22 protein-coding genes and 2 pseudogenes are annotated in these 24,052 nt (G+C 59.6%); 8 read left to right on the forward strand and 16 right to left on the reverse strand.

The window, feature by feature from the left end; all coding sequences use genetic code 11:
* Positions 1 to 13: 13 nt before the first annotated feature.
* From NTCA1_RS22770 to NTCA1_RS22805, 8 genes are all read right to left on the reverse strand, one after another.
* The gene (locus tag NTCA1_RS22770) at positions 14 to 697 is read right to left on the reverse strand and encodes an anti-sigma factor domain-containing protein (RefSeq protein ID WP_159831946.1); all 684 of its coding nucleotides are present in this window, start codon (positions 695 to 697) and stop codon (positions 14 to 16) included.
* Positions 690 to 1,256 carry a sigma-70 family RNA polymerase sigma factor gene (locus NTCA1_RS22775; RefSeq protein WP_159831947.1) on the reverse strand — a complete coding sequence of 189 codons (567 nt, stop codon included), beginning with the start codon at positions 1,254 to 1,256 and terminating at the stop codon, positions 690 to 692. The genes NTCA1_RS22770 and NTCA1_RS22775 overlap by 8 nt, the downstream gene beginning before the upstream one ends.
* 91 nt (positions 1,257 to 1,347) lie before the next feature.
* A complete protein-coding gene (locus NTCA1_RS22780; protein ID WP_159831948.1) occupies positions 1,348 to 1,737 on the reverse strand; it encodes a lipocalin-like domain-containing protein in 390 nt (129 codons plus the stop codon).
* A 137-nt stretch (positions 1,738 to 1,874) separates the two neighbouring features.
* The gene (locus NTCA1_RS22785; RefSeq protein ID WP_159831949.1) at positions 1,875 to 3,527 is read right to left on the reverse strand and encodes a recombinase family protein; all 1,653 of its coding nucleotides are present in this window, start codon (positions 3,525 to 3,527) and stop codon (positions 1,875 to 1,877) included.
* A gap of 213 nt (positions 3,528 to 3,740) precedes the next feature.
* A complete protein-coding gene (locus tag NTCA1_RS22790; protein WP_159831950.1) occupies positions 3,741 to 4,997 on the reverse strand; it encodes a hypothetical protein in 1,257 nt (418 codons plus the stop codon).
* Positions 4,998 to 5,254: 257 nt separating this feature from the next.
* Positions 5,255 to 5,578: a hypothetical protein gene (locus NTCA1_RS22795; protein WP_159831951.1), complete on the reverse strand. Its 324-nt coding sequence runs from the start codon at positions 5,576 to 5,578 to the stop codon at positions 5,255 to 5,257.
* 667 nt (positions 5,579 to 6,245) lie between these two features.
* A complete protein-coding gene (locus NTCA1_RS22800; RefSeq protein WP_159831952.1) occupies positions 6,246 to 6,536 on the reverse strand; it encodes a hypothetical protein in 291 nt (96 codons plus the stop codon).
* Positions 6,537 to 6,798: 262 nt separating this feature from the next.
* On the reverse strand, positions 6,799 to 7,719 hold the full coding sequence (locus NTCA1_RS22805) for a hypothetical protein (RefSeq protein ID WP_159831953.1): 921 nt from the start codon (positions 7,717 to 7,719) through the stop codon (positions 6,799 to 6,801).
* 401 nt (positions 7,720 to 8,120) lie between these two features.
* On the opposite strand from NTCA1_RS22805, the gene NTCA1_RS22810 reads away from it, so the two are divergent.
* On the forward strand, positions 8,121 to 8,915 hold the full coding sequence (locus NTCA1_RS22810) for a hypothetical protein (protein WP_159831954.1): 795 nt from the start codon (positions 8,121 to 8,123) through the stop codon (positions 8,913 to 8,915).
* Here the strand turns inward: NTCA1_RS22810 and NTCA1_RS22815 are convergent.
* The 3 genes from NTCA1_RS22815 to NTCA1_RS22825 all read right to left on the reverse strand — a co-directional run bounded on the left by NTCA1_RS22815 (position 8,887) and on the right by NTCA1_RS22825 (position 12,654).
* Positions 8,887 to 9,651 carry an IS6 family transposase gene (locus NTCA1_RS22815; protein ID WP_159831955.1) on the reverse strand — a complete coding sequence of 255 codons (765 nt, stop codon included), beginning with the start codon at positions 9,649 to 9,651 and terminating at the stop codon, positions 8,887 to 8,889. The genes NTCA1_RS22810 and NTCA1_RS22815 overlap by 29 nt on opposite strands.
* 160 nt (positions 9,652 to 9,811) lie before the next feature.
* Positions 9,812 to 10,873: a BsuBI/PstI family type II restriction endonuclease gene (locus NTCA1_RS22820; protein ID WP_159831956.1), complete on the reverse strand. Its 1,062-nt coding sequence runs from the start codon at positions 10,871 to 10,873 to the stop codon at positions 9,812 to 9,814.
* The gene (locus tag NTCA1_RS22825; protein WP_159831957.1) at positions 10,870 to 12,654 is read right to left on the reverse strand and encodes a class I SAM-dependent DNA methyltransferase; all 1,785 of its coding nucleotides are present in this window, start codon (positions 12,652 to 12,654) and stop codon (positions 10,870 to 10,872) included. The genes NTCA1_RS22820 and NTCA1_RS22825 overlap by 4 nt, the downstream gene beginning before the upstream one ends.
* Positions 12,655 to 13,311: 657 nt before the next feature.
* On the opposite strand from NTCA1_RS22825, the gene NTCA1_RS29090 reads away from it, so the two are divergent.
* Positions 13,312 to 13,590 (forward strand): hypothetical protein, encoded by a 279-nt coding sequence (locus NTCA1_RS29090; protein ID WP_159831958.1) that lies wholly within the window; start codon positions 13,312 to 13,314, stop codon positions 13,588 to 13,590.
* Between the two features lie 182 nt (positions 13,591 to 13,772).
* On the opposite strand, the gene NTCA1_RS22835 is transcribed toward NTCA1_RS29090, so the two are convergent.
* From NTCA1_RS22835 to NTCA1_RS22845, 3 genes and pseudogenes are all read right to left on the reverse strand, one after another.
* Positions 13,773 to 14,261: a Crp/Fnr family transcriptional regulator gene (locus NTCA1_RS22835; protein ID WP_159831959.1), complete on the reverse strand. Its 489-nt coding sequence runs from the start codon at positions 14,259 to 14,261 to the stop codon at positions 13,773 to 13,775.
* A 303-nt stretch (positions 14,262 to 14,564) separates the two neighbouring features.
* Positions 14,565 to 15,640 (reverse strand): annotated as a pseudogene (locus NTCA1_RS22840) (IS5 family transposase).
* Between the two features lie 77 nt (positions 15,641 to 15,717).
* Positions 15,718 to 15,876: pseudogene (locus NTCA1_RS22845) on the reverse strand (transposase); the annotation flags it as partial.
* A 159-nt stretch (positions 15,877 to 16,035) separates the two neighbouring features.
* Between NTCA1_RS22845 and NTCA1_RS22850 the strand changes: the two are divergent.
* From NTCA1_RS22850 to NTCA1_RS22870, 5 genes are all read left to right on the forward strand, one after another.
* Entirely contained in the window at positions 16,036 to 16,539 is a 504-nt protein-coding gene (locus NTCA1_RS22850; RefSeq protein ID WP_159831960.1) for a hypothetical protein, read from the forward strand.
* Between the two features lie 75 nt (positions 16,540 to 16,614).
* Entirely contained in the window at positions 16,615 to 17,466 is an 852-nt protein-coding gene (locus tag NTCA1_RS22855; protein ID WP_159831961.1) for a restriction endonuclease, read from the forward strand.
* Positions 17,463 to 17,882, forward strand: a complete 420-nt coding sequence (locus NTCA1_RS22860; RefSeq protein ID WP_159831962.1) for a hypothetical protein — start codon at positions 17,463 to 17,465, stop codon at positions 17,880 to 17,882. Before NTCA1_RS22855 ends, NTCA1_RS22860 begins: the two co-directional genes overlap by 4 nt.
* Positions 17,883 to 19,002: 1,120 nt before the next feature.
* Positions 19,003 to 19,575, forward strand: a complete 573-nt coding sequence (locus NTCA1_RS22865) for a hemerythrin domain-containing protein (RefSeq protein WP_159831963.1) — start codon at positions 19,003 to 19,005, stop codon at positions 19,573 to 19,575.
* Positions 19,576 to 19,580: 5 nt separating this feature from the next.
* Positions 19,581 to 20,507, forward strand: a complete 927-nt coding sequence (locus tag NTCA1_RS22870) for an NAD(P)/FAD-dependent oxidoreductase (RefSeq protein WP_159831964.1) — start codon at positions 19,581 to 19,583, stop codon at positions 20,505 to 20,507.
* A 29-nt stretch (positions 20,508 to 20,536) separates the two neighbouring features.
* On the opposite strand, the gene NTCA1_RS22875 is transcribed toward NTCA1_RS22870, so the two are convergent.
* Positions 20,537 to 21,325 (reverse strand): hypothetical protein, encoded by a 789-nt coding sequence (locus tag NTCA1_RS22875; RefSeq protein ID WP_159831965.1) that lies wholly within the window; start codon positions 21,323 to 21,325, stop codon positions 20,537 to 20,539.
* Positions 21,326 to 21,481: 156 nt separating this feature from the next.
* Complete coding sequence (locus NTCA1_RS22880; RefSeq protein ID WP_159831966.1) at positions 21,482 to 22,375, reverse strand: SDR family oxidoreductase; 894 nt, start codon at positions 22,373 to 22,375, stop codon at positions 21,482 to 21,484.
* 172 nt (positions 22,376 to 22,547) lie between these two features.
* On the opposite strand from NTCA1_RS22880, the gene NTCA1_RS22885 reads away from it, so the two are divergent.
* The coding region (locus NTCA1_RS22885) for a glycoside hydrolase family 15 protein (protein WP_159831973.1) at positions 22,548 to 24,052 on the forward strand (1,505 nt) is incomplete at its 3' end.

Raw genomic sequence — 24,052 nt, forward strand, 5'->3', positions numbered from 1 at the left:
GATGCAGAGGGCATCAGATTTCCGAAATTTTCCCGGTCATGACCGGCGCTGCACTAGGGGCCTTGTGCGGTGCGGTGGCGGGATCTTCCATGGTGATCGCCAGGGTCGCACCGCTTTTGAGGAAGTGGCGGGCGGAATTTGCGATCGCGATCTCGGCGTTGCCGGAAGCCAGCAATCCCAACGATTGCGGCGCCCCGTCCTCGGGGATCACCCATAGTTCCGGGCGCTTGCCGCCTTCATTCGGGGGATGGGCGTCGAACCGCAGGACCCCGCGGTGCGGATCGTAGGCGACGGCCATCATCGCGCCGCCGCTCGCATCCGTCATCTGCGACACCACGACGCTGGTGTCAGGTGTCACGGTCTCCGGTCGCATCGCCACCACCAGCGCCAGGCACGCAGCAAGCGCTCCAGCAGCCAGGGCGGCAGTCCGCCAGACGAGCAGCCGACCCGAAGCGGCGGGCGCCGGAGCCCCGATCCGCGCCGCGATCGCCTCCCATACCCGCGCCGAAGGCTGTGCGGGGGGCACTGTGGAAAGCATCGGCGAAAGTCTCGCGCTCCACTGCTCGACCTGCTGCGCGAAGTCCCGATCGGACAGGCAGAGCCGCAACGCCTCGGTGCGCTCCGCACCGTCCAGCAGGCCGAGCGCCAGTTCCGCTGTAAGGGCCTCGCGGTCCCGATCTTTCGGCGTTTCAACCATCGCCCAGGCAGTCCTTCAGCTTCTGCATGCCCCGCCTGATCCAGCTCTTGACCGTTCCAAGCGGTATGCCGGCGCATTCGGCCAATTCCTGATACGTCAGCCCGTCCAGGAAAGCCCGGCGTATCGCCAGGGACTGCTGTGGTTGCAAACCTTCCAGGCAGAGGCGCAGGCGCCGGCTCTGGTCCTCACCTTCCACCACCGCATCGGCCAGTGGGCTTTCGTCCGCAATCGTGAGGGCTACGCCTTCGGGCGCGAAATCGAAGCGATGGTCAGCGCGCCGCCAATCTATCGCGGCATTGCGCGCGATCGTGGCTAGCCAGGTGATGGGACTTGCTCTATTCGGATCGAACGCACCCGCGCGGCGCCAGACCTTCACGTAAACGTCCTGGAGAACGTCTTCTGCTGCCTCCCGGTCGCCACAGATGCGAAGGCAGATGCCGAAGAGTTTCGCGCAGGTCATGTCGTAGACGCGCCGCAGACCCACCGGATCGCCCGTGGCCGCAAGCTGGATGGCCGAGCTCAATCTGATCCGCTCGTCTGCCATGGCTGCTTCTCCCATCGATCCGTCCTGGCACTCTTCCATCGCCGTCTTCAACGGCTGGGCGCGGGATTGGCTGCCCGAACCATTGGCATTGCCAAACCAGATACGGCTATACCACCTGATGGGATGCAGACCCGCGGCCTGGAAGTTTTGCCGGCACTGTGAGCGCTCTCAGCGCGATGATAACGAGCAAGCGTCTGCGCGCTGCCATTCCAGATAGGAATTTAGGGTTTTGCCGGAAAACACGATTCGGCTCAGTGCTCAGCACCTCACAGTCGTCTTCAACCCTTATGATGCGCGGCTGAGTCGGTCCGGCCCAGTTCGGGAACAGCGAGATGAACACCATATGGGTGAGTTCATGCTTGTCCTCGTCCAGATGAAAAGGTTCGGCGTAGGCGATGTAGATGCGCGCTTCGCCACGTAGCCACCGCGTCGGTGGCTTCAAATTACTCGCGAGACTCGAACTTGCGCCTTTTGCCGACAAGAGCTGCGGCGACATAAAGCGTCAGGCGTGGCGGCCCTCTCAGATGAGCGCGTCCATTGCACGTTTCAACGCAGCGACCCCCGTGCGGGGGTAGTTTTGGGGGTGGTACGGGTAAGTCGACTGAAAATATATAAATAAATCAAAGTTATATGCTAAATTAAATGTCCTACCCCCGCAACCACCGCCATGGAACTCGTGACGCGCCCACCAGGAATAGCGTTGTCGTTCAGGGCAAAAGCCGCCAAATCCGCAACCTTTGAGACTACCTCGGCCTCCGGTCCATCCGGGCCTTCGGGATAGATCGTCACGCTCTCGATGAGTGTAGCAAGAATACCAGCTGCTTCTGTGCGGACTGCCGCATCGTTCAGTGTCTCACACAGGTCGCTGACCTTGCGTGCAAAAAGATCTTGCAGATCACCATGGTTGACTGCGAACGGCGGCGCAACTGGCGCGCTTGCGGTTACAAGTCTCGCCTCGAGCAGGGCCTTCTCCTCTTCGCGCTCAGTCAGCAAGCGCTGTAGGGTGGGGCTCAAGACCCCAGTCAGCAGATTGGCGGACAAATTCTCCAGTTCACGCGTCACCAGATCGAGCCGTGCCGCCGCATCATCGTCGCGGTGCTGGCTCTGCTTTGCTAATTGCGCCGCGGTGCGATTGTATTCTTCGACGAAGACCCTGGTGTGCTCCGGTGTGAGCAGATGGTTTTTGAGAACGCTCAGCGTCGCCGTCTCGATGGCGCCTTTCCGAACTGACATGGTGTTATCGCAGGTTCCGCGTTCCTTCTGACCAGCGCAACGATAATAGTCTTTGCCGGAAATCGTGTATCCGCAGCCGCAGCAACTGCACCGGATCAGGCCAGAAAGAAGATGCTTCTTGCGATTCTGCTGACCGATCCCACCTTGGGCTGATGGGCGCTGACGCTGCTCGAGTTCAGTGCGTGCAGCCTCCCATAGTTCATCATTCACGATTCTGAGGTCGGGCACTTCCACCTCGACCCATTCGGACTTGTCGCGCAGGCGATATCGACGCTCACGCTTTTCGCTGTCGGGATTGCGGCGCCATTGGCGACGGCCCCAGACAAGTCGGCCGATGTAAAGCGGGTTGTTGAGGATGCCCGTACCCTTTTTGGGGTCCCCGCGAATGGAGGATGCGTTCCACGCGCCGCCGCGCGGTCCGGGCACGCCCTCTTCATTGAGTGCCTTGGCAATTTGGATCGATGATTGTCCCGCGGCAAAGTCTGTGAGTATGCGCCTGACCAGGTCCGCCTGCACGGGATCGATCTCGAGTAAACCGCGGATCAATTCGCCGTTGGCGTTGAGGCGGATGACGCGCTTGTACCCATAGGCGCGCCCCCCGGCAAACCGACCGGCGAGTACAGCGGCCTCCATGCCTCTTAAGGTTTTGTCGATCAGATTCTTGAGGAATATGGCGCCGAGCAGGCTGGCGACCGCGAACTTGATTTCGTCGACATGGCCTTCGGTGACGGTGTGAAGGGCTACACGGTGATAGTTCAGCTTCTTACCGAGCCAAGCAACGTCTTCAGCGTCGCGCGCAAGACGATCAAGGGCTTCGCAAACGACGACATCGATCAGCCCTGCTTCAATATCGCGCAGAAGTCTTTGAAGCGCAGGGCGATCTCTGCGGTATCCGGAAAACTCCGGATCGAGATACGTGTCAGTGACGGCCCCGTTCAAGTAGTCCACCAGCTTCGCGCATGAAGCGGCCTGATCCGAACTGGACGTTGCAGTCTGCATCGCCGTCGAATGTCGGCCGTACACGGCGACACGAGGTTGCGTCTTCATCAGCATAACCGATCACTTTCTGTCACCTTGCGCGACCATAGCTCGCTTATGGTCAGCACGCGCCGCCTGGCGCGCAAGTACGCGGACGAGGTCTTCCAAATTCTTCGCCCATAAGCCATCATCGCGGGAAGGCGGTGTTGGGACGGTGCTGGAGCGAGGCTGATCCATGTGTGTAGCATGGCGTTCGCCGATCCGCCCGTCGTGGGTAACCCGGAATCATTATTGTACCTGAAACCATGCTGCCGGATCTATCCGGAGGTGTTCAAAGGCACTCACGGGCGGTTGTGACGTAAAGAGCTGGCATGCAGCATCTACCATTCTTGCACCTGCCTTGTCATTCACGTCGCCATTACCGTATGATCGCGCATGGCGGTCGGTGCGACCGTGTAGTCGAAGCCACTGCGTCGTTCGTGTGAGGCGTCGGCTTGACCGCCAATGCAGGGGCAAATCTGCTTTGGGTGCCGATGACCCGATCTGTGCAGCCTCGATACATTGGTCGATGTAGTCAGGCGCTTTGAGCAGCATGGTTGAAACAAGCACCGCAGCATGCGACGCGCTAACTCCAAGGCGGCCTTCAACAAAATCAGACATCCCTAGCCTTTCAGCCGATAAAGTCTGCGGTGTCACGCTCGCAAGATTACGTACGTTGTTGCTGACATGCTGAGCGTGCTTCGCGATCTGATCGAAGGTTCGCTGGCGCCGCTTCAATGGCAACCTCTTCTCGATGGCTTTGGCCATTTCCAGGACTTGCGAGCGTACGAGGAAAGACCCCTCGAAAATGTCAGCCGACTTTGAGCTTGCTGCGAGATGGGGCAGGGCGCTGATTTGTTTGCCGGGTTTGATCAGATTTTCCATGAGCAATCGACCTTCGAACTGCCATTTGGTGTCGTAGCCAAAGGCTTCGGTCATCGGGAGAGTGGCCCACCTGCAAATGAGGGCTGCGCGCATACGCGCGGTCATCGAATAGAACAGCAATGCGGAGCAACGGATGATGCTCAGTCGGTTAGCCTGAGCGTCGTGGCTGGGCGTGGAAGCGAGTGCCAATGCGCCGCCAAGATCGCCGCGTAAGATCAGGCGCAGAAGTTCGGGATCGTTTTGTTGAGCGTTGTAGAGCCTGTTCCAAAACTGGGCCGGATCGATCCTCAAATCTTTGCTGAGTTCAGATGGCAGGTAGCGCCGGATCAATTCCCGCATTTGCGTCAACGAAAGGCCGTTGCCCGGAAAAACGAGCCGTCCGCATAGAATGTCATCGGATAGATCGGCCAGCTCATCGGCATCTGTACACAAGCGTACAATCAGAGCTGCAGGGTTCTGATTGGCGGTCTTGATCCGTGACAGGATTTCGGTAATCAGACCGCGTGTCCGCTCAGAACCTTTGCCATCCTGCGGCAGTTCGCCGGCAAGAAGAGACGGCAATTCGCGTTCGATTGTTGCACGGACCGGGGCCGATCCAAGTAACTCCAGAATATCCGACATGCCGGGTTCCGCAAACCGCCATTTCTTCTTGGTGAGGGGGGCATTGCTCCGCGGCATTTACGTCTTTCCAGTTACTTGATTGCCTTGAAAGCGTGGATCGATTCATCGATTGAGACAACAGCTAATTTAACGAAGGCTAATTTAACGAAGGCGTGCCGACATGACGGGTCGGCGATCATCCCCGAAAGAATGGATGAAATCGGATGGCATATTGGATGTGCCAGTAGGGGCTGGCATGACGCCAGCCCCTGGCAGGGTCAATGCCGGCGCGCCAGTTCGCGATCCAGTGCTGCATTCGCTTTACGCAGGCCATCCGCCTCGATGGCCCGAATGAATGCCTTCGTGCGGTCATGGTCAGTCGAGAGCCATATGGCTGCTCGCACGCTGCTTGCCATGTCCTTGAATGTGCGCGCCCAGACCTCTGTGTTGACCTCGTTAAAGCCATTCCAGCCTAGTGTTGTCAGAACCAGACGGCGGCCCTCTTCCTGCACCGATAACTGAAAGGCCTTTACAATCGGATCCATCGGTTCCGCACGCAGAAGGGCCGCAATGTGATCGCGCAGTGCAGGGCGCGATTTCATGCCCAACGCACCCCAGTCTTGCCACAGCGCACGACGTTCCGCGACTCACTTGAGGCCCTTCTCATATTCCTCCTCGTCATTAAATCCCATCCAATAGGCCGGTACGGTCGGGGCCGCCGACGCTATGCTCGCCTGTGAGACGAGGAGGAGCTATAACTTGCCATCGCGCTCGGTGTTGATGAACTCGAAGACTTCAGCTTCAGGACGAGCGAGCAAGTTGCAGATTGCGGTGGTGTTCATATCATTCACATCCTTGTGTTAGGTGCGCCACCGACTTCACGATTTTTCATCCCGCTTGTCGGTAACACTCACTCCCACCTTCATCTCCCGGCCCAGCCGGAACGGTCCGCGGGAATGCCTCAGCATCTCCTTCGGACCTGGCGCGCGATAAGCGCGCTCCACACGCCGAGGCCTGCCGGCCCGGCGTGCCGCCCAGCCAAGCTGGGCGGCCCATCAAACCCTAAGCGCAAAAGAAAAATTTCAACGTTAACCTCATCTCTGCACCGAATCTTCAAACCCAGGGTCCACTAGCCAAATTTCCCTCCCTCCCTCCACTCCACTCCACCCAGCCCAACCCGTTGGAAAGGGGGAATTGCGGATTGCGGCGGAGATGTTTTGCGAGGCCGTTTCGGATACTCCATCCGATGTTACTGGCGGTCAAAGTAGGTCAGTCGAGTTCAAGATCTTCGCGGTCACTTCGTCTAAGGAGACGATATGTGGACCCGTGGGTACGCACGACCGCGCCGGCGGCTATGAGGTGACGGCGCGATCGGACAGGGGAGGTGATAATCCAGCTTCGATCTGCGAACCGGCCAAGCCGGTCCTTTAGAATCTGACCCGCCAAACGGACCCTGACTTTCGCATGATCGAACGGGTCGATGTCGCGCACCAGCATCCAATTCACCAACTCGGCATCCACCACAATTTCAGATCGGGCGCCTCGCTGATCGGCCTTCATAACTGCTTACCTTCTGCCGATCGCATGATCGAATTGGCAGCAAGGATCGCGCATCAGACCCGGGCTTAGCAACCCGAAATCGGACCAGCAACATTGCCCGATTTCGGTGCCTCGCCTTATGGATGAGATCGCGAGACGGCGAAGTGCAGAGCCGTCCCCGTAAACGCGATAGCACAAGCGCAATGCGCCATAATCCATTCTGTCGCATATAAGCTGCGCGCAGCGCCCGGGTGAGGCCCAAGGGCCGATCGCATGTGACCCATTACCATCCTTCGTCGAGGGCATTCCCTGCGTCGCGAGCGTCGGTCGGCGGCGAGGGCGGGACCAAACCGGCAAGCACATCGTGGCGGTCTGCCAATCCAGCCCGCACGCTGGTGTTTCTGTCTTCACTGCGGCGAGATAAACGCTTGGCCGCAGGACTCAGTTTGAAGCCAGGGACGTGCCGATTTGCGAGCTCGACCTCCGCCTGCTTGTGATGCTCACGCAGCGTCTTCAAGATACGATCTCGCAGGCGCAGTTCGAGCAGCACATCACCAGTGTAGCGGTCGAGCAAATCGAGCATCTCAGAACTGTCCTGACCCGCATTATCGATCAGAGGCTGCACTCGCGCGCGAGCGTCCGGGGTCATTGCGTCCAGAACCTCCGGAGTCGGTCTGACGTACCGGCTGACGGACCTCATGATCGTCCAGGCCGGGCCCATCGCGAACACCCCAGCCATCAGGGCTGAGAGGTCGGTCAGGACGCGATAGGCAACCGTCTTGCGCAAATGGCTATCGGCCGCGGCAGCTTCCTCGGTCGCTTGTGCAAGCGTGGACTTTGCCAGTGCCAGTTTCTCCTCCAGATCGGCGACGGTTGCAGCTGCTTCGTCACGTTTCTTGGCGGCGGAGACAAGCGCGCCTCGGGCAGCAGGCTTCCGGCCACTGTCCGGATTGCTGAGGCGAAGCTCCGTTGGCGCCCGGCTTGCTGCATCAAGCCAGGCATGCCATTGGGCGACGTCCACGTGTTGCGGTACCAACGCTAAAAGTAGGCGCTCAAGCTCCTCGATACGCGCCCCGCTCTCGAACAGCGTGGCGACCCGCGACACAGCGTTCGGATCCTCATCCGCATGAGCCAGTGCCCGCGCGGCCAATGCGCTGACCGCTGCTGCTACTTCATCGCTTGCGCCTGGCAACTTATCCTTCATAGTACAGCCTCCATCCGGACATCGCACATCGACGTCGACCGCTGCAGTATGGCCGCATGCGACATGGCTGGCGTGGGTAACGCCGAATCTGTTTTGTACCTGCGCGCGCGCACGTGCGTACGCGCACGACGCACGCGCGTACGTGCATGGTGCACGTGCATGCGCACGACGCGTGCGAGAAGGTCCAGAAAAAGTTAGATTTTGCGCAATAGTGCTAACCCACCGGCGTTGGCCTCATGAGTTAGCGTCGCGGAGTTTCGTCGACTTTGTCAGCGATTTTGCGACCGTCGCCGATACCTCCCGTAACGGGCCGTTGCAGGCTTGATCGCCGATAGAAAGACGGGCGGCGTCCTCGTTTCGAGAGACAAGCCAGGTCCGTGCACGAGGGGGGTATTCCGATCGTGGTCGATACGGGCCACAATACTTTCACACTCACCCACTCAGGACCCGATCTCGTGCCCGTGCCATCATCCATTACTTTTGTCAGCACAGCGCTACGACGGTTTCTTGTGCGCCAGGAAGAAGAAGCCATCGTTGGATCGGTTCGGTTCGGTCGCGCCAATCGCAAAGACGAGGTTGAAGGGCGAGGGCGAGCGGCCATGCGCAACCGATGGCGCCAGCCTATCGATCTTCGTCTGCCCGCGCCACTGCCTGGCCGGCCGGTCGCCGCCGATGGCAAGACCAGCTTCCATTTTCGGTGCACGTCGGTGTCTAAAACGCGTGATCTTTCAACTGGCGCAGCGGCACGCGATGGCGGTTCGAACTCGTCGGCCGGCGGCGCCAATGCTGCATTGAACTTCGAACGCTATGTCACTGCAGACTGGGCGCGTGAGGTCACGCCCGCCGGCTTCGAGCGATATCTCGAAGAACCAAAAAATGAGCGCCGAGATGATCACGCTAACGTTGATGGTGGCTCCCGAGCCGTTCTCGTCAAAACCAACATTAGCGAGATCCCACGGGAACGTGAAGACTTCTGGACGCAGGCATGGGGTGCTCAAAAAACGCCTGGTTCGCAGCGCCTCGAACTATTTATTGGTCGCGGATCGAAAGACGACTGGCGCGCGATTGCCGATGATCCAGAGGCGCCTGACGCCTTGCGTGAAGCGGCGCGTAGGGCTCTGTTGCAAACATTCGGGACCGCCGAGCGGCATCGCACCTTTTCTGGGATCAGGCCGCATCGGCGAAATGCTCATTGAGCATGCCCATGGCCTCGGTCATGGCCGAGGGGCCAATGCCAAATGATCTTTCGATCAGACGCACCTCTCCCTTGATCCCTGGCTGCAGGCACCACGGCCGGGCCTGCCCTTTGCGTAGGGCGCGCATGACCTCGAAGCCCTTGATCGTGGCGTAGGCTGTGGCCATCGATTTGAAACCGCGCACGGGCTTGATCAGCATCTTGAGCTTGCCATGGTCGGCCTCGATCACGTTGTTCAGGTATTTCACCTGCCGGTGTTCGGTTTCCGGGGCAAGCTTTCCTTCTCGTTTCAGCTCGGCGATCGCGGCGCCGTAGCTGGGTGCCTTGTCAGTGTTGAGTTTCGTCGGCTTTTCCCAGTCCTTCAGGCCACGAAGAGCCTTGCCTAGGAAGCGCTTCGCGGCTTTGGCGCTGCGGGTCGACGACAGGAAGAAGTCGATCGTGTCACCCCGTTTGTCGACTGCCCGGTAGAGGTAGGTCCATTTACCCCGCACCTTGACGTAAGTCTCATCGAGACGCCAGCTCGGATCAAAGCCGCGCCGCCAGAACCAGCGCAGCCGCTTCTCCATCTCCGGCGCGTAGCGCTGCACCCAGCGATAGATAGTCGTGTGATCGACATCGATGCCACGTTCGGCCAGCATTTCCTCGAGATCACGGTAGCTGATGCCGTACCGGCAGTACCAGCGCACCGCCCACAGGATGACCTCGCCGGTAAAATGCCGCCCTTTGAAATCGTCCATCACAACCGACCTTACCAATCCAAGGACCCAACCTCGGCAACGGCATCAGAGTTTGCAACAGAGCCCTCTAGGCGCCGGACGGCAGCCGCGCCGAAATAGGGGGTAACCGATACGACTGCGGTGACAGCGAGGATAATTATCAACCTTATCCTTGCTGTCGCTACGGCCGGCCGCGCAGACTCTCTCGAGCCTCGCTAAAAACCACCAACTGCTCTGGCTCAGCCGCAAACCAGGCGTAGCTACCCCATGCAAGGCTATCGACGGTCTTCTTGAACGGTCCGGCGCTACGGTCGAGATAGGCTGTTACGAACGCGACATGCTCAGCCGGGAAGCCAGCTTGTGCGACAAGCTCCTCCAGCGCCTCCTTGCGACGTTGACTGATCGGTCCATCGGTCGCGACCACCTCCACGAACACCAGCAGCGGATGTGCCGGCCCAAGGTCGACTAGAATCGTGTCGGGCAGGTTCTTGTCAGCCTGGATCGCGAGGCCAATCGATCGCGCCAGCGCCTCGTCGCGCGCGACCACCTTGTTCCCGCTCTCGCTGAGAAACACGACGGAAGGGTCGGTCAGAAACGCGGGTGCGAACACCTCGACTACGGCCTTAGTGATTTCGGAACTCGGCCCAGGCTTCATTCGGCGTGTCTCCCCGTTGGGGAAGGTGACAAGTACCTGGTCGACGCTGACGCCCGCGCCCTGTCTAACAATCGCCAATCGTGCAAGCGCACCCTTACTCAAGGCCTCGGCTTGCCAAGCCGCGATCAGAGCCTGCAGCGCCTCGCCCGTGACGGCAGGATCAAACAAAGCGGCAAAGCTCGCCTTCAGAGCGTAGCGTGGCTTGCTCGATGTGGTGGGAAGGTCCGTGCGCTCGATCACCGCGCCGATTGCTACTAGCCCCTCGCGCAACGTCTCGTCGCGGATGGGCTCACGGGTATTGTCCTGATACCACCGCCGGCCCTCGATCTGGCTGCCAGTACGTAAGACCCCTGTCGCATACTCGCTGCGGCTCGCATTATCGACAAGGGCCGCCTGTTCGTTGGTCATGCGATAAACGTGCTTGGGACCGAGCATCGTCCCGCTGCCTTCGATCGCGTCGATATACAGCGCGACGAACACCGTGCTCGCGGCAAGCATCCGAGTTAAATAGGCGCGGTTGGGCGCGCCATCGGGGAAGATATCCTGCAAGCGGGCGTGAACCTCATCCCGGGTCAACATCGGCATCATGGCTCGATCTGTCCATAAAGCCGCTCCAGTTCGTGCTCGATCTCGGCACTGCTGGCTCCTCGTCTAACCAAGACCTCCACTTGTTTCATCACCGCAGGTGAGGGTAGGGGCAGCGCTTCCATTTCAAACGCGGACACGGCAACGCTGCCGTTGATGCAGCGGAAGAGCTGGTCAACGATCCGGCTGTTCAGCACCGCCGCAACCGTCGCCGGCGACACAGCAGGACATGCGACGGGGCGAACCATGTTTAGATGGTTCTCGACTACCACACCGCCGTGCTGGGCAACGAAATCGGCAGGCAACTCGGCCGCGATCAGTCGGCGCGCCTGCTCCTTGGCAGTGGTGCGCTGAACGAGGACGCAAGCTTCCTCAACCAACAGCCAGGCGTTGCCCCTCTCAATCTTGAAGTACGGCGCGTGATTGCGTTTCTCGGCTCGGAACGCGAACCGGCCATCCGCAGAAACAGCTTCAGCCCATATGAGCGGATGCACACTGCGGGCAGGACGCTGCCGCATTTGGTCCTTAAAGCGGTTCCACACCAAAGGCCCGGTGGACACGCTGTAGCCCCAATCGACAAGCCGCGCCGGCATAGTTTCTGCCTTGGCTATCAGCGCGCTGTGGCGCGGCTCACGCGGTGCAAGCCAAGGCTGCGATGCGGGGGAGGGGAGCCCGATGGTTCCATTACGGATGAGACGGGCCTCACGTTCGTTTTTAACCTCGATATAGTGGACTTGGGCCCGACCAGCCTTCGCACCACGCCTATACGCGGCCAGCAGCGTCTCTTGCAGCACGTCCTCAAACACGCCGCGACGCGCTTGAACAAAGTCGATCGCGGCCGGGGGAGCCTCCTTCGCTATCAACTCGCGGAGTGCGGAATAATAATGGCCCGACAGGAAGCTGGTGGGGGTGAGATAAGCGATCGTGCCGCCCTTCTTGGTCCAGCGCAGGGCAATATCGGTGAAGACGCCATAGAGGTTCGCATGGCCGTAAAGGCCACGCGCGAAGCGCTCGCGCTGTGCGGGGCTGAGGGTGACGCGCCCATACGGCGGATTACCAATCACCAGATCGAAGCGGGCGGTGGGCGCCTCGTCCAGCGTGTCAGCTACGCGCACCACAGTCGGCGCGGCGCGACCTGCGGCCGAAGTCACGTCCGCCAGCAACAGCTCGATCGCGTTCTGCCCGAAACCGGCGGCGTAGGAGTCTAGCTCCAGCCCGGACAAGCGCGCGCCGATCTGCCGTAGCACGAATGCCGGCTCGGCTTCGGGAAGTGCCGCAATCATCCGTTCGGCTGCAGGTAGCAGGAAAGCACCACCGCCGCTCGCCGGGTCGAGCACGCGAGCACAGGTCCAGTCGATCCCCTGTTCCTCGGCCATGTCGAGCAAACGGTTCGCTAGCGCCGGCGGTGTGTAGAATGCCCCCAAAGCCCCACGCTCCCTTGTAGCAAGCAAAGTCGTGTAGAGGCCTGTCAGAAAGTAGACGGCTTCGGTGATCGGCAGCGACGCAGCCTCGCGGCCCACCAACTGAGCCAACTCGGCAACTGCGAGGTCGAGCCGGCCATAAGGCTTGGCGAAAGGAGCGCTGATGCTCGCATGGGGTCGAGCCTCAGCGGCGTACGTCTCAATTGCGGCGCGAGTAAACAGTGCCGCCATGTCGCGACGCTTCGGCTCGGGAAGCGTCTCCGCCCACGCTCGCGCAAGCTGGCGGGCACGGGCCAGCTCGTAGCGCTGGGTATTTAGGTCCTGATGATTGCCGCGAGACACGTGCGCATAGCCGATTTGCATCGCGGCGTTCTGACACTGGATTCTTACACCTGTAAACCCATGGAAAGGCTCGACTCGGATTCCGGTGTCAAAACCGTCTGGTTGTGACACCAATCAAGGGGGCAACTAGTGGCCTCCTTGGCCGTCCCAGCTTACGACCGCACCCGCGACAAGACTCGTGCGGCCACCCCGATTTATACCTGAAGCTGCCGGCCATAGCGCGCGCCGTGGAAGGCGAAGACCAGCGCAAGGTGAGAGCTATGCCGGCACCATCCTCGCCGGCGACGAACAGATCCTGGGTCAGAACGACCCGCAGACTATGGGTCGAAAGGGTAGCGAGAGGAGAGTCCAGATGGGCGGTGGGCACATCAACCAGCCCCTTCCGCGCCGCAGCGAGAGCAATGCGCCGGTAGATCCCGGTGCCCCCCCGCCGGGTGAGAGGGGCATCGCCGACCGTGAAAGTGACCAGCAGGGCCGCGCCGTCTGCATCCTCATCGCCCCACCGGGCATCGGCCGCCTCCTTGGGCCGCGGACGGCGGCGGTCGACCCCAACCCGGGGAAACAACACGCCTTCGCTGATCCCGCTTTCCGAGCGCCAGCGCGCGATCCGGCGCATGGTATCGGCTGAGAGCCAGACCCAGGCGCCAAGACTCTCCTGAACAGTCTTGGAGCGGGGAGATGGAGCAGCCCGGTGCCATCGCCCTGCGGCCACAGATGCTTGATCTCCACGGTGGTGAGCTCGCTGACGCGCAGCCCGGCATCGTAGCCGAGCGACAGCAACGCCGCGTCGCGGACGCCCTGAACATCGGGGCTGCAGGCCTCGAGCAGTGCCGTAAACGTGAAGCCGCCGACGACGCCGAGCTCGCCGCCGAGCGCAGCGGCGCCGCCTGGCACTTCGCGGCACCCTGGCGACGGCGCTGCGCGCGCAGCTGTCGGTTTTCCTTATTCGCCGGATGATGAAGTTCTGTAAGTTCGCACACCTTTAAAGGCGGTTTTCAATTGACGGACAATCAAATGGCGGAATTTCTCACCTTAATTGCCGCATTAATTATGTCAGACCTGATTATGGAGGGTACGACAGAACCGGCGCGCGTGTCATCTAGCGGTATCATCCGCCGACGCCGCCAGCTGCGCGCGTCCTATTCTATCGCGATGTCGCAATGGTGGCGCGCCGAGCGACGGCCGATGCTCAGCATCCACTCGTAAGCGATTGAAGCTTCGATCAGCGTCTGGCGCCAAAATGCCTGCCCCAAAGCAGGGTGAGCAGTTGCGGCGGCAAGGAGGGCTTGCTGCGGTACATACGCGACCTCGCACGAGGTGAGCGCCTGAACGTTATGATCGGCAAGCCCCAACACGCTGTTCCGCAAGCCGATCGCATCACCTCGCATATGAACAGAAAGGATCTGTCGGCGTCCGTCGCGGGTGTCGCGGCTGCGGTAAACATAGCCGTTGATCAAGAGGCAGCAGTGCTCTGTCCTATCACCATCGCGAACGATGTGTTTTCCGCCTTCTACCTCCGCAAGGCGATGAGGGAGAGCTCTCACCACTGATTCAGCTTCTTGACTCAGAAACGTGTGCTTCGTCAGCCTTTTCAGAAATGGGTCGAATGAAGAATCATTAGAAGGCATGTCCTTCTCCGCTTCGATAAAAGAGGAAGTCCGACACCCTCCGCCAAGCGGCGCTGGATATCAGCGTCCGTGCGATATAACTTAACATGGATTGATTGCAGGGTGCCGAATATATTGGGCCAAACGGGTCAATTGCTCGGATAGTTTATCGACGCATCCGCCCGAGTGGACACCCTGATTTACCCGGCTTGGGTATCGGTCTGACGGTATCAGACGCAGTCTGGGCATGGCGCGCGCGGCTACGGGGTGTTTTCTGCCAACCGGGGGCGCCCTGTCGAGGCATCAGCGCGGTGGCGGCGTGCATCATGCCGAGTTCGGCCGACATTCCCAGTAGAGGAAGCGTTTGAAGTTGAACGCGATGTTGGCGAGACCGATCTTTGCCTTTGCACGCTCTATGCCGATGGTACGGATGAACAGGCCCATTCGGTGCTTCTGGGTGGCGAAGACATGCTCGACGGCGGAGCGGATCCTGGACCGGGCGGCATTGGCGCGCTGGCGCTGCCCGGGGAGCGGCTTCCCCGGCGCTCTGCGGAAGTGGATCTTCGAGATGAGCCCGGCGCGCAGGATGGCGCGTTCATTTTTCTGGCTGCGATAGGCCGTGTCTGCCCAGATTGCGCTGCCGGTGTTGGCCGGATCGATCAATTCCGGCAATTTCCGGCCGTCGTAACGGGCGGCGTCACTGGCCGACCAGGTACGAATGAAGCCATGGCGCTGGTCGATGCCGATATGCGACTTGTACCCGAACATGGGCGTGGGATTTCCGCCAGAAGTTTTCCATCCGCACCCTTCTTGCGCCGCCCCCGCTTGAGCGTCCAGCGCGCATCACGGTCTTTCTGTGCCAGCCTCGCCGGCTTCGCCGCCCAGGCCTTGGGAATGCCGCCGTCCCTGACAATGGAGCGCTCCTCGTCGGTCGTACGTTGGCGCGGAGCCGAGATGATGCTGGCATCCACGATCTGCCCGCCCATGGCCAGATAACCCAGCGACTTGAGGTGAGCGTCGAACCGAGCGAACAACGTCTCGATGGCATCGGCCCGAACCAGAGCTTCGCGAAAACGCCAGATCGTCGTCTCGTCCGGTGCGTTATCGCCATCGTCGAGCCCCAGGAAGCGACCGACGCTGCGGCGTTCCAGGATCTGGAACTCGGCTTGCGCGTCCGATAATCCGTAGAGTGTCTGCAGGATCAGCGTCTTGAACATCATGACTGCGTCAAGCGGCGGGCGACCGCCCCTGCGACCATCAGAACGCTGCAAGGCCGCATCCAGCGCGGGCCGGAATATCTCGAAGTCGATCAGACCGGCCAGCTTCTCCAGCGGATCGCCCGCCGCGGACAAGGCTGCATACCGCTCGTCGAGATCGAAAAAGCCACGCTGTGCCGACACTTCACGCCTCCATCGCTCAGCTCGATGGAATCACAATCCCGCACACACCGCCACAGGTAAATCAGGGTGTCCAGATGGGCATTGGAAACCTCCCTGCCGCCGTAGTTCGCATCTAACTTGTAGAAGTTTGCCGTGCTCAGCCCACGCTTGCGGCAAACCTCCACTGTTTGAAGTCCAGCCTCCTGCTCCTTGTTCATTCCGATAATCCGCGCCTCGGTGAAACGGCTCTTCCTCAGGCGTCTGCTTCTTCCTCGTAAACAGACTCTACATCAGAATCTGGCTTTCTTTTGATGGTAACCATCCGGTATTTAGCGAATGACTGTTTACGCCTCCTTAGAACGTGACTGCTAAGTCGGACGGATATAGAAGCCACGCTTTGCAACAGGGGGATTGAAATGAAGAAGGTGCTGATCGCTGTGGCCGCGATGGGGATAGCAACACAGGCGCACGCAGAACCAGTATGGGGCAAGGTCGAGTTCGGCATGACCCGCGCCGAGGTCGAGGCGCTGTATCCACGGGGGGAGGGCGTCGATTATCAGTCTAAAGCCATTGAAATTAGCGACGTGAGAATCACTGAGAAATGTCAGGCTGAGGCAAATATTCGCTTCGATGCTGGCGGAATGGTCAGTGAGGTCATGATTGCGGGAAACCCGTCAATGGGTGGCCGCTGCTCTAACGACGTTCTGACTGCGCTTTCTGCCAAATATGGTCAGCCGTCGAATTGGGACAACAGCGCAGGCAGCATTCTTGCTCGACAGGGGAAGGTCGCAATGTGGGCACGTTCCGATGGCGTCGCAATGCGGTTCAAGAAGTTCGAAAATGGCGTGTTCGGTGGTGGGGGATTGGCTAAGGCAAGCTGGGAACTCAGCTACACCAAGGCAGATAACATCGCGCTTTGACAAGCTGTTGCGTACCTGATTGCATAATGGTTTGGGCTGTGACCCAAACCATTATCTTATTTCTTCGCATTTTATATGAAACGGGATAAGCGTTCGGGCGAGCGCGAATTTTTTGGGGCGCTGTTGATGCCATTGATACCAATTGCCATTGTGCTGATTATTATAGTCGTACTCGGGAATTCTCTCGGACTTTCCCCCGGTTGGTCTATCGCTTTGGCATTTTGTATATTCGTCGCCGGCGTAGTGGCGCTGCTGGTGGCCGCGCAAAAACACATTGACCGAAAGAACGAGTTGGTCCGCGTCAAAGGTAGCGAACTGGTGGATAAGCATCTTCCAGCCCTGTTGCGTCGGCGACGGCAGCTTGTGAAAGTCGATGATTACGGCGTGGAGGACGCTTCGGCTTGGCAAAAAGAGGCAGAGCAGTTTTTTCACAAAGTAGTGAGCCCGACGCTCCCTAACCCGGCTGAGTATCGGGAGTTCCACAGCTTCTTCACCGCTGAAGTGCTTGGGCCGAAATTGGCTGCTGCTCTGAAAGAGCAAGCTGCTTCCCTGCCAAATCGGTTCACCAACGACATTGATCCTGTCGATTTTGAACACCTTTGCGCTGAACGTCTGCGCGCCATTGGTTGGAATGCCCGCGTGACTAAAGGCAGCGGCGATCAAGGAGCCGATATTGTGGCGACGAAGGGTGCCGACGTGATGGTGGTGCAGTGCAAGCGATACGCGAAGCCGGTAGGCAACAAAGCTATCCAAGAAATTGTCGGCGCTATGCGATTTTACGAAGCGGGCTTCGCTTTAGTGGTTGCCACGAACGGCTACACAAAGGCGGCCCAGCAATTGGCCAAAGTGAATGATGTGATGCTCGGCCACCACGACGATCTCGTGTTTGGATGGGCGCCGTATTCAGTGACGGCGGGGGCGCTGTGAGCCGCTACAGGTCGCAAGTCCTTGAGGTCATCAATCGCAACGCGCTGGTAAGTCTCGCGCTTGCAAAAGGGTTCAACGCCTTTCTCCCGGTATACGACGGTGGCGTCGATTTCATTCTCTACAATGAATCGACGGGTGACGTTCGGAAAGTTCAGCTGAAAGGCCGCTGGACCATCGATCAGAAGTATCTCAGCCGTGATATCTGGATTGCATTTCACGACAAAGGCCATTGGTATCTTGCACCGCATGACGAGATGGCGAGCATGGCTGTGGATTACGGGTTCACGAAAACGGCGTCATGGACACATGGACGCGCCTATAGCTGCCCTCGGCTCAGCAAGCAGATGCTAGCGGACATGGCGCCATATCGATTCCAGGACTTGGAAGATGTCAACGAAGCAGCGGCCGAGGAATGAGCAATCATCTTAGGGCAGCGGGCATAGTTTGAGGGCATAATACTTTAAGAACTAAGAAAGTCGGACGTTAGCTTCTTTCGCTTTAACAAGTAAATAAAAATAAATGGCTGGTTGCCTAAACAAGCTGTGAGGAACGTCGAAAATGTCAGGTGGGGATATCGTGCGATCATTTCTGTTAGGTGGGATTTTTCTGCTTTCGTCTGGGTGTGCGAATGCTGCGTCTCCTTATTATCTCGATTGCAGGGGTAAGATGGAAATTGACGATCTTGACGGTCAGGTGCGGGTATCTGACCTGCATTGGGCCTTCTTAATCGATGAGGCTGTGCCCGAAGTGAGGTCCCGAGAGGGATTGCACGGTCCATTCGTTGCAAGTTGCACAACAGGTTGTAACGGCGTGACGGTAAGCAATCAGTTTATCGAGTGGACCGAGAAAGTCACGTCTCCAGATCTGCCGGGCTTTGAAAGCCACACTCATAGTCAGATCAATCGAAAAACGGGTGCACTGGCACAAACAACATGGGTTGGCCCTGACAGGAATGCTGATCTAAATTCCAAGGCGACTTGGGCGACTTGCCGACGTTCATCCAAACCACCAAAACCTGACTAAAAGATCGCGCCGCGGGGCAGCACCGCGGCATCGCCACACTGTGACTCCAGACGGGCTCGATGCCAGCGGATACGACGTTCTTACGTTATCGGACCACATAGCTAACGCAGATTTTCTTCAGCGGCATGGCCGTTCGTCTTCAATAACCTATCACCCATCAGTTTCGGAACTAGCCCCCCCCCCCCCTGCAGCATGTTAACCCGGTGCCGTTCTCCTGCGGCATCCTGGTGTCGGCTCATCTCTCCAGCCATCCGCACCGCATCGGGGCCGCTCCCCCGACGGGGGAGCGGTCCAACTTTCAACCATTAAGATGCCCACGATTTCTTTGGAATTCGAATGCCGCGTGCTGGTTAATGCCGCTGCAGCGCTAGCACTGAGAGACCGACTGCCCCTTGACGCCGATCCGTTGGAGCCTTGCGGTATTTGTGTCTGAAGATGGCTCTTTGGTTCTCATGAAGCGTTGTTCCATCGAACGTCACCCCGATAGCGGGGGGCTTCACCAGGAGAGCAACCATGGCTGCTACCAAGACCACTACGAAGACCGCTTCTAAATCGGCTGCCACATCGAGCAAATCCTCCGGGACCGGAAAAGCGCGCCCGGCTTCAAGGGCAGCACGTAAGTCTGCTCGCGCCGCTGCTAAGCCAGCTGATGCGATCAAGCTGCTCAAGGACGATCACAAGGAAGTGAAAGCTTATTTCAAGGAATATGAAACGCTCGAGGATGACGCCGAGAAACAAGCGCTATCCGACAAAATCTGCATAGCCCTGACCGTCCATGCCCAGATCGAGGAAGAGATTTTCTATCCCGCAGCCCGGGCGGCAATTGATGACGACGATCTTCTCGACGAGGCCGAAGTCGAGCATGCGTCAGCCAAACAACTGATCGCGGAAATCCAGGCGATGAAAGCGGGTGATCGCCTGTTTGACGCCAAGGTGACGGTGCTGGGGGAATACATCGAACACCACGTCGAGGAAGAAGAGAAAGAGATGTTTCCAGAGAGCCGGGACAGTGATCTCGACCTGAAGGAACTGGGGAAACAGCTTGCTGAGCGCAAAGCGAAGCTCATGGCGGAATTGGGACTATAACGTCCATGGCAACCGGGCCGGCGGAGTTGCTCGATTGTGTGGTAGTTGGCGGAGGTCCCGCCGGGCTCACAGCGGCAATTCACCTGGGTAGATACCATCTTTCCGTCGTCATGGTGGACGAGGGACGGAGCCGGGCGGCGCAGATACCTTTGACGCGAAATCACGCCGGTTTTCCGGACGGGGTATCAGGTGAAGAGCTGCTGGTGCGCATGCGCCAGCAAGCTTTGCATTATGGGGTTAGAGCGCTCAAAGGCAGGGTGACCAAGTTATCGCGGCATGGGGCCCATTTTGATGCTACCATTGGCGGAGAGGTTCTTAGTGCCCGATCCGTGCTGCTGGCAACCGGGGTCATCAACCGCCGCCCCCCGATGATCGACAAGGAAACCCACGACCGCGGGCTTGCGCGAGGGCTTCTTCGGTACTGCCCCGTGTGCGACGGATACGAAGTGACCGATCAACGCATCGCCGTCTTTGGCTCGGGCGAGCGTGCGCTTGCCGAAGCTCGATTTCTCCGCAGCTTTAGCCGCGACGTGACCGTGGTCGCCGATGATCCTCACTTTGCTTGGACCGCGCACCAGCGGGCAGAGCTGGCGGCTGCCGGCGTCACGTTGATTTCGATGATCCATTCTCTGACGGTGGCAGAGGCAGGGATTGTTGTTGAAACGCTTGTCGGCAGGCATATTTTCGATACGCTCTACCCTGCGCTCGGCTCCACCATCAACTCGCAGCTTGCCCGGGATGCCGGCGCGGATGTATCGGATGAAGGGTGCCTGATGGTTGATGCGCATCAGCGAACCAATGTACCAGGTCTATACGCCGCAGGCGACGTAGTTCTCGGACTGGACCAGATCAGCCATGCGATGGGCGAAGGGGGCGTCGCGGCCACGACCATGAGGAATGACCTGGCCCTTATGACTCCGCTTTTTCGATAGTGCGCCAGAAGGTCGTGGCAAAGTCTCGGTCATACCACACACGCCAAGCGCGATTGTTCGAGCAGGTCCAGCAGCTTCTGCGGGGTCGGCAGATTTCCAGCTTCGATGCTGCCATCGAGTTTTTGAAAACCGAATGACATGGTCACGCCCATCCCACTTCCTAGGGCACGTACGCCTTCGTCGATCGGCTTTTCGATCTCCGCGATCGGAAACCGCGCATAGTAGTTCGAGGGAGCGAGTACGGTCAGGTCGATTCGCTCTGCATCTAGCAACTCGCACAATCGCCCCGGGCGATCATTTCGAGCAAGGAGCCACAGACAGGCGTAACCTACGATTTCCACGGCAGCGTATAGCGGATTGTCGCTCGCGATCTTAAGTTCGATCAGTTCGAAATGGTTCTCACCGTGACGACGCGCGAGGTCAATCGCGCGGCGTCCATCGCCCGCTCCTTCAACCAAGCCGGAAGCTACGGGGATCTGATTTGCCCAATCTTTTCGATCCAGAGCTACACAGGCAGCAGCGATGGCGCGTTCGATGACGACCTCGGGACTTCGATTAAGCGGGGCAATCCGCGGCTGAAGGCTGGGCCAACGCCAGTTTTGTTTCGAACGATCCTTGTTGGCCGTGGCGTTGCTTGCCAGATAATTATGACGGATGGTCTCGAAGATTGCTATCACCAGCTGGCGTCCATCGAACGGAAGCAGCTTCAGCACCGCTGATCGGTGACGCAAGTTGCTTATGGACAGCGCTCCCGAAACGGTACCTTCGACACCGTCCATCAGCGACTTGGGCTGGTCGGAATGTCTGCAAGTGGTCATTGGCGCTTTCTACAGCGAAAATGCCCCGCTGCAAAAATCATCGACTACATTGGCGGTTTATGCGCCCTTCTGCTGGCGCAGCCTTCATGCTCGATCACCGATCAACGAACGGCTTAGGGAGCGGCGGCCCGGATTTAGTCGGACCGCCGCTTGGGATTAAGCGATGCCCGCGCCGCCAGTCACGCCGTAGACTTCTCCGGTGATGTAGCTGCCCTCCTGCGAGGCGAGCAGGACATAGACCGGTGCGATCTCCACCGGTTGACCTGGGCGGCCAAACTGGCTTTGCTCGCCGAACTTGGCGACCTTGTCCTGCGGTTGGCCGCCGCTCGACTGCAGCACGGTCCAGAACGGACCCGGTGCCACCACATTGGCGCGGATGCCCTTTTCGATCAGCTGCTTGGCAAGCGCCTTGGTATAGGCGACAATCCCTGCCTTCGTGGTGGCATAGTCCAGCAGGATGTCCGAGGGCTCGTACGCCTGCACCGATGCGGTGGTAATCACGGATGCACCGGCCGGCAGGTGCGGCACGGCGGCCTGCGCGATCCAGTGAAGCGCGTAGAGATTGGTCTTGAGCGTTTTGTCGAAATCCTCCGAGCTGACCTCGGCGATGTTCTCGCGGTACTGCTGCCTTCCCGCGTTGATCACGAGAATGTCGAGCCCGCCAAGGCCGTTCACGGCCTCTTCGACAAGCTGCCGGCTCCAGGCTTCGTCGGTGATGTCCCCGGGCAGCGCTATGGCCTTGCGGCCTTCGGCTTCAATGAGAGCGATCACCTCCTGCGCGTCCTTCTCCTCGCTGGGCAGGTAGGAGATTGCGACGTCAGCGCCTTCCCGTGCATAGGCGATTGCTGCAGCGCGGCCGATGCCGGAATCGCCGCCGGTCACCAGGGCCTTTCGGCCCTTGAGTTTGCCTGCGCCGACATAGCTTTCCTCGCCATGGTCGGGCTTGGGGTCCATCTCCGCAGCGATGCCGGGAACGGGCTGCGGCTGCTCGGGAAAGGGCGGCTTGGGATACTGTGTGCGGGGATCTTGCAGCGCAAGGCGGTCAGCCATGATAGCTCCTGTAGGTTGAACGGTCGCGGCGTTTCGGAGGCCCGCAGACGGGAAATTAAGGGCGGAGCAGCGATCCGGTTCCAACTCGGCGCAGGAAACCCGATTTAGCACGAACCGTTTTCGCTTGGATCAGGATGGGCCGACGTTCGTTACGCCAGTCTACACCAACGCGATGAAAGACGCCGCCATCACACCTGCTTCCCGACATCCCCGCAGCCCGATCCGAGACGATGCGGGCTATCTCGATCTTCAGGAATACGGCGCACTGGGCGAGGGGCGTTCGGTCGCGATGACAGGCGCTGACGGGGCGATCGACTGGTGGTGCGTGCCGAACCTCGATTCTCCGCCGCTGTTCGACCGTTTGCTCGATCCGGAGGCTGGCGGGTTCTTCAGCATCGCGCCGGTCATGGCATTCACCGTAGAGCGCGCCTACCGCGCCGAAAGCAATGTGCTGGAGACAGTGTTCTCGACAGCCACCGGGAAGGCGGTCCTGGTGGAGTCCCTCAACAGCGGAACCGCCGGCCGTCTGCCCTGGTGTGAACTTGCGAGGCGGGTCGAGGGCTTGGAGGGCAAGGTTGATTTCAGGATTGAACTGCGCTTCGGCCGCCGCGCGGGGCTTGTCTCGCCCTACGTACAGAAGATCGGGCCGCGCAGCGTCTTTCATGTCGGCGCCGTGCTGGGACTTTTCCTGCATAGCGACGGCATTCGGATCGACCGTTCGGACGACTGCGGGGTCGAAGCAGGCTTTACGGTCGGGGCAGGCGCCTGGGAACTGGCAGCGATCGTCGCGGGCGAGGACGAGCCACTGGTCGCGCCTTCGATCAAACAGATCAGCGAGCGTCTGGACATATCGGATCAGGAATGGCGCATCTGGGCGTCCCGCATTGCGTACGACGGCCCACAACGCCGGCTGCTCATGCGCAATGCGCTCGCCCTCAAGCTGCTGCTCTATTCACCCAGCGGCGCCATCGCCGCGGCGGCAACATCCTCCTTGCCCGAACGGGTTGGCGGTACGAAGAACTGGGATTATCGCTACGCCTGGGTCCGCGACGCCGGGTACACGATCAAGGCGTTCCTTGCGATCGGCGCGGAAGCGGAAGCCAAGGCCGCGTTCACCTGGCTGCTGAAGCAGCTTGATGAGGCGGGGCCGGCGGTCTGCTATTCGCTGTCGGGCGGACCGGCGCCCGAGGACCGGCGGATTGACGTGCCCGGCTATCGCCGGTCGCAGCCCGTCGTCACCGGCAATCGCGCTACAGACCAGCTGCAGCATGGAATATATGGAGACATCTTTGAGACGGCTTCTCGTTTCGTCGCCTGCGGCAATATCTTGGATGCGAGGACAGCGCGGACCCTCTCCGATCTCGCAGATATCTGCGCCGACACCTGGATGCAGAAGGACGCCGGCATCTGGGAGCTGCCCGAAGTTCAGCATTACACGATGTCCAAGGTAAGCTGCTGGCAAGCCTTGGCGCGCGCGGTCGAACTTGCGGATCAAGGGCAGCTCCCTACCACCTGCCGCGACCGCTGGTCGCGCGAGCGCGATCGCATCGCGTGGTGGATCGATGAGCACTGCTGGTCCGAGGATGTGGGCGCCTACACATTCTATCCTGGCACTAGGCGTCACCTCAAGGTTTGTGCGCCAGACAACGATTTGGCAGACATAATGCGAACATCGGC

It is taken from the genome of Novosphingobium sp. TCA1, assembly GCF_009811895.1.
Lineage (GTDB): Bacteria > Pseudomonadota > Alphaproteobacteria > Sphingomonadales > Sphingomonadaceae > Novosphingobium > Novosphingobium panipatense_A.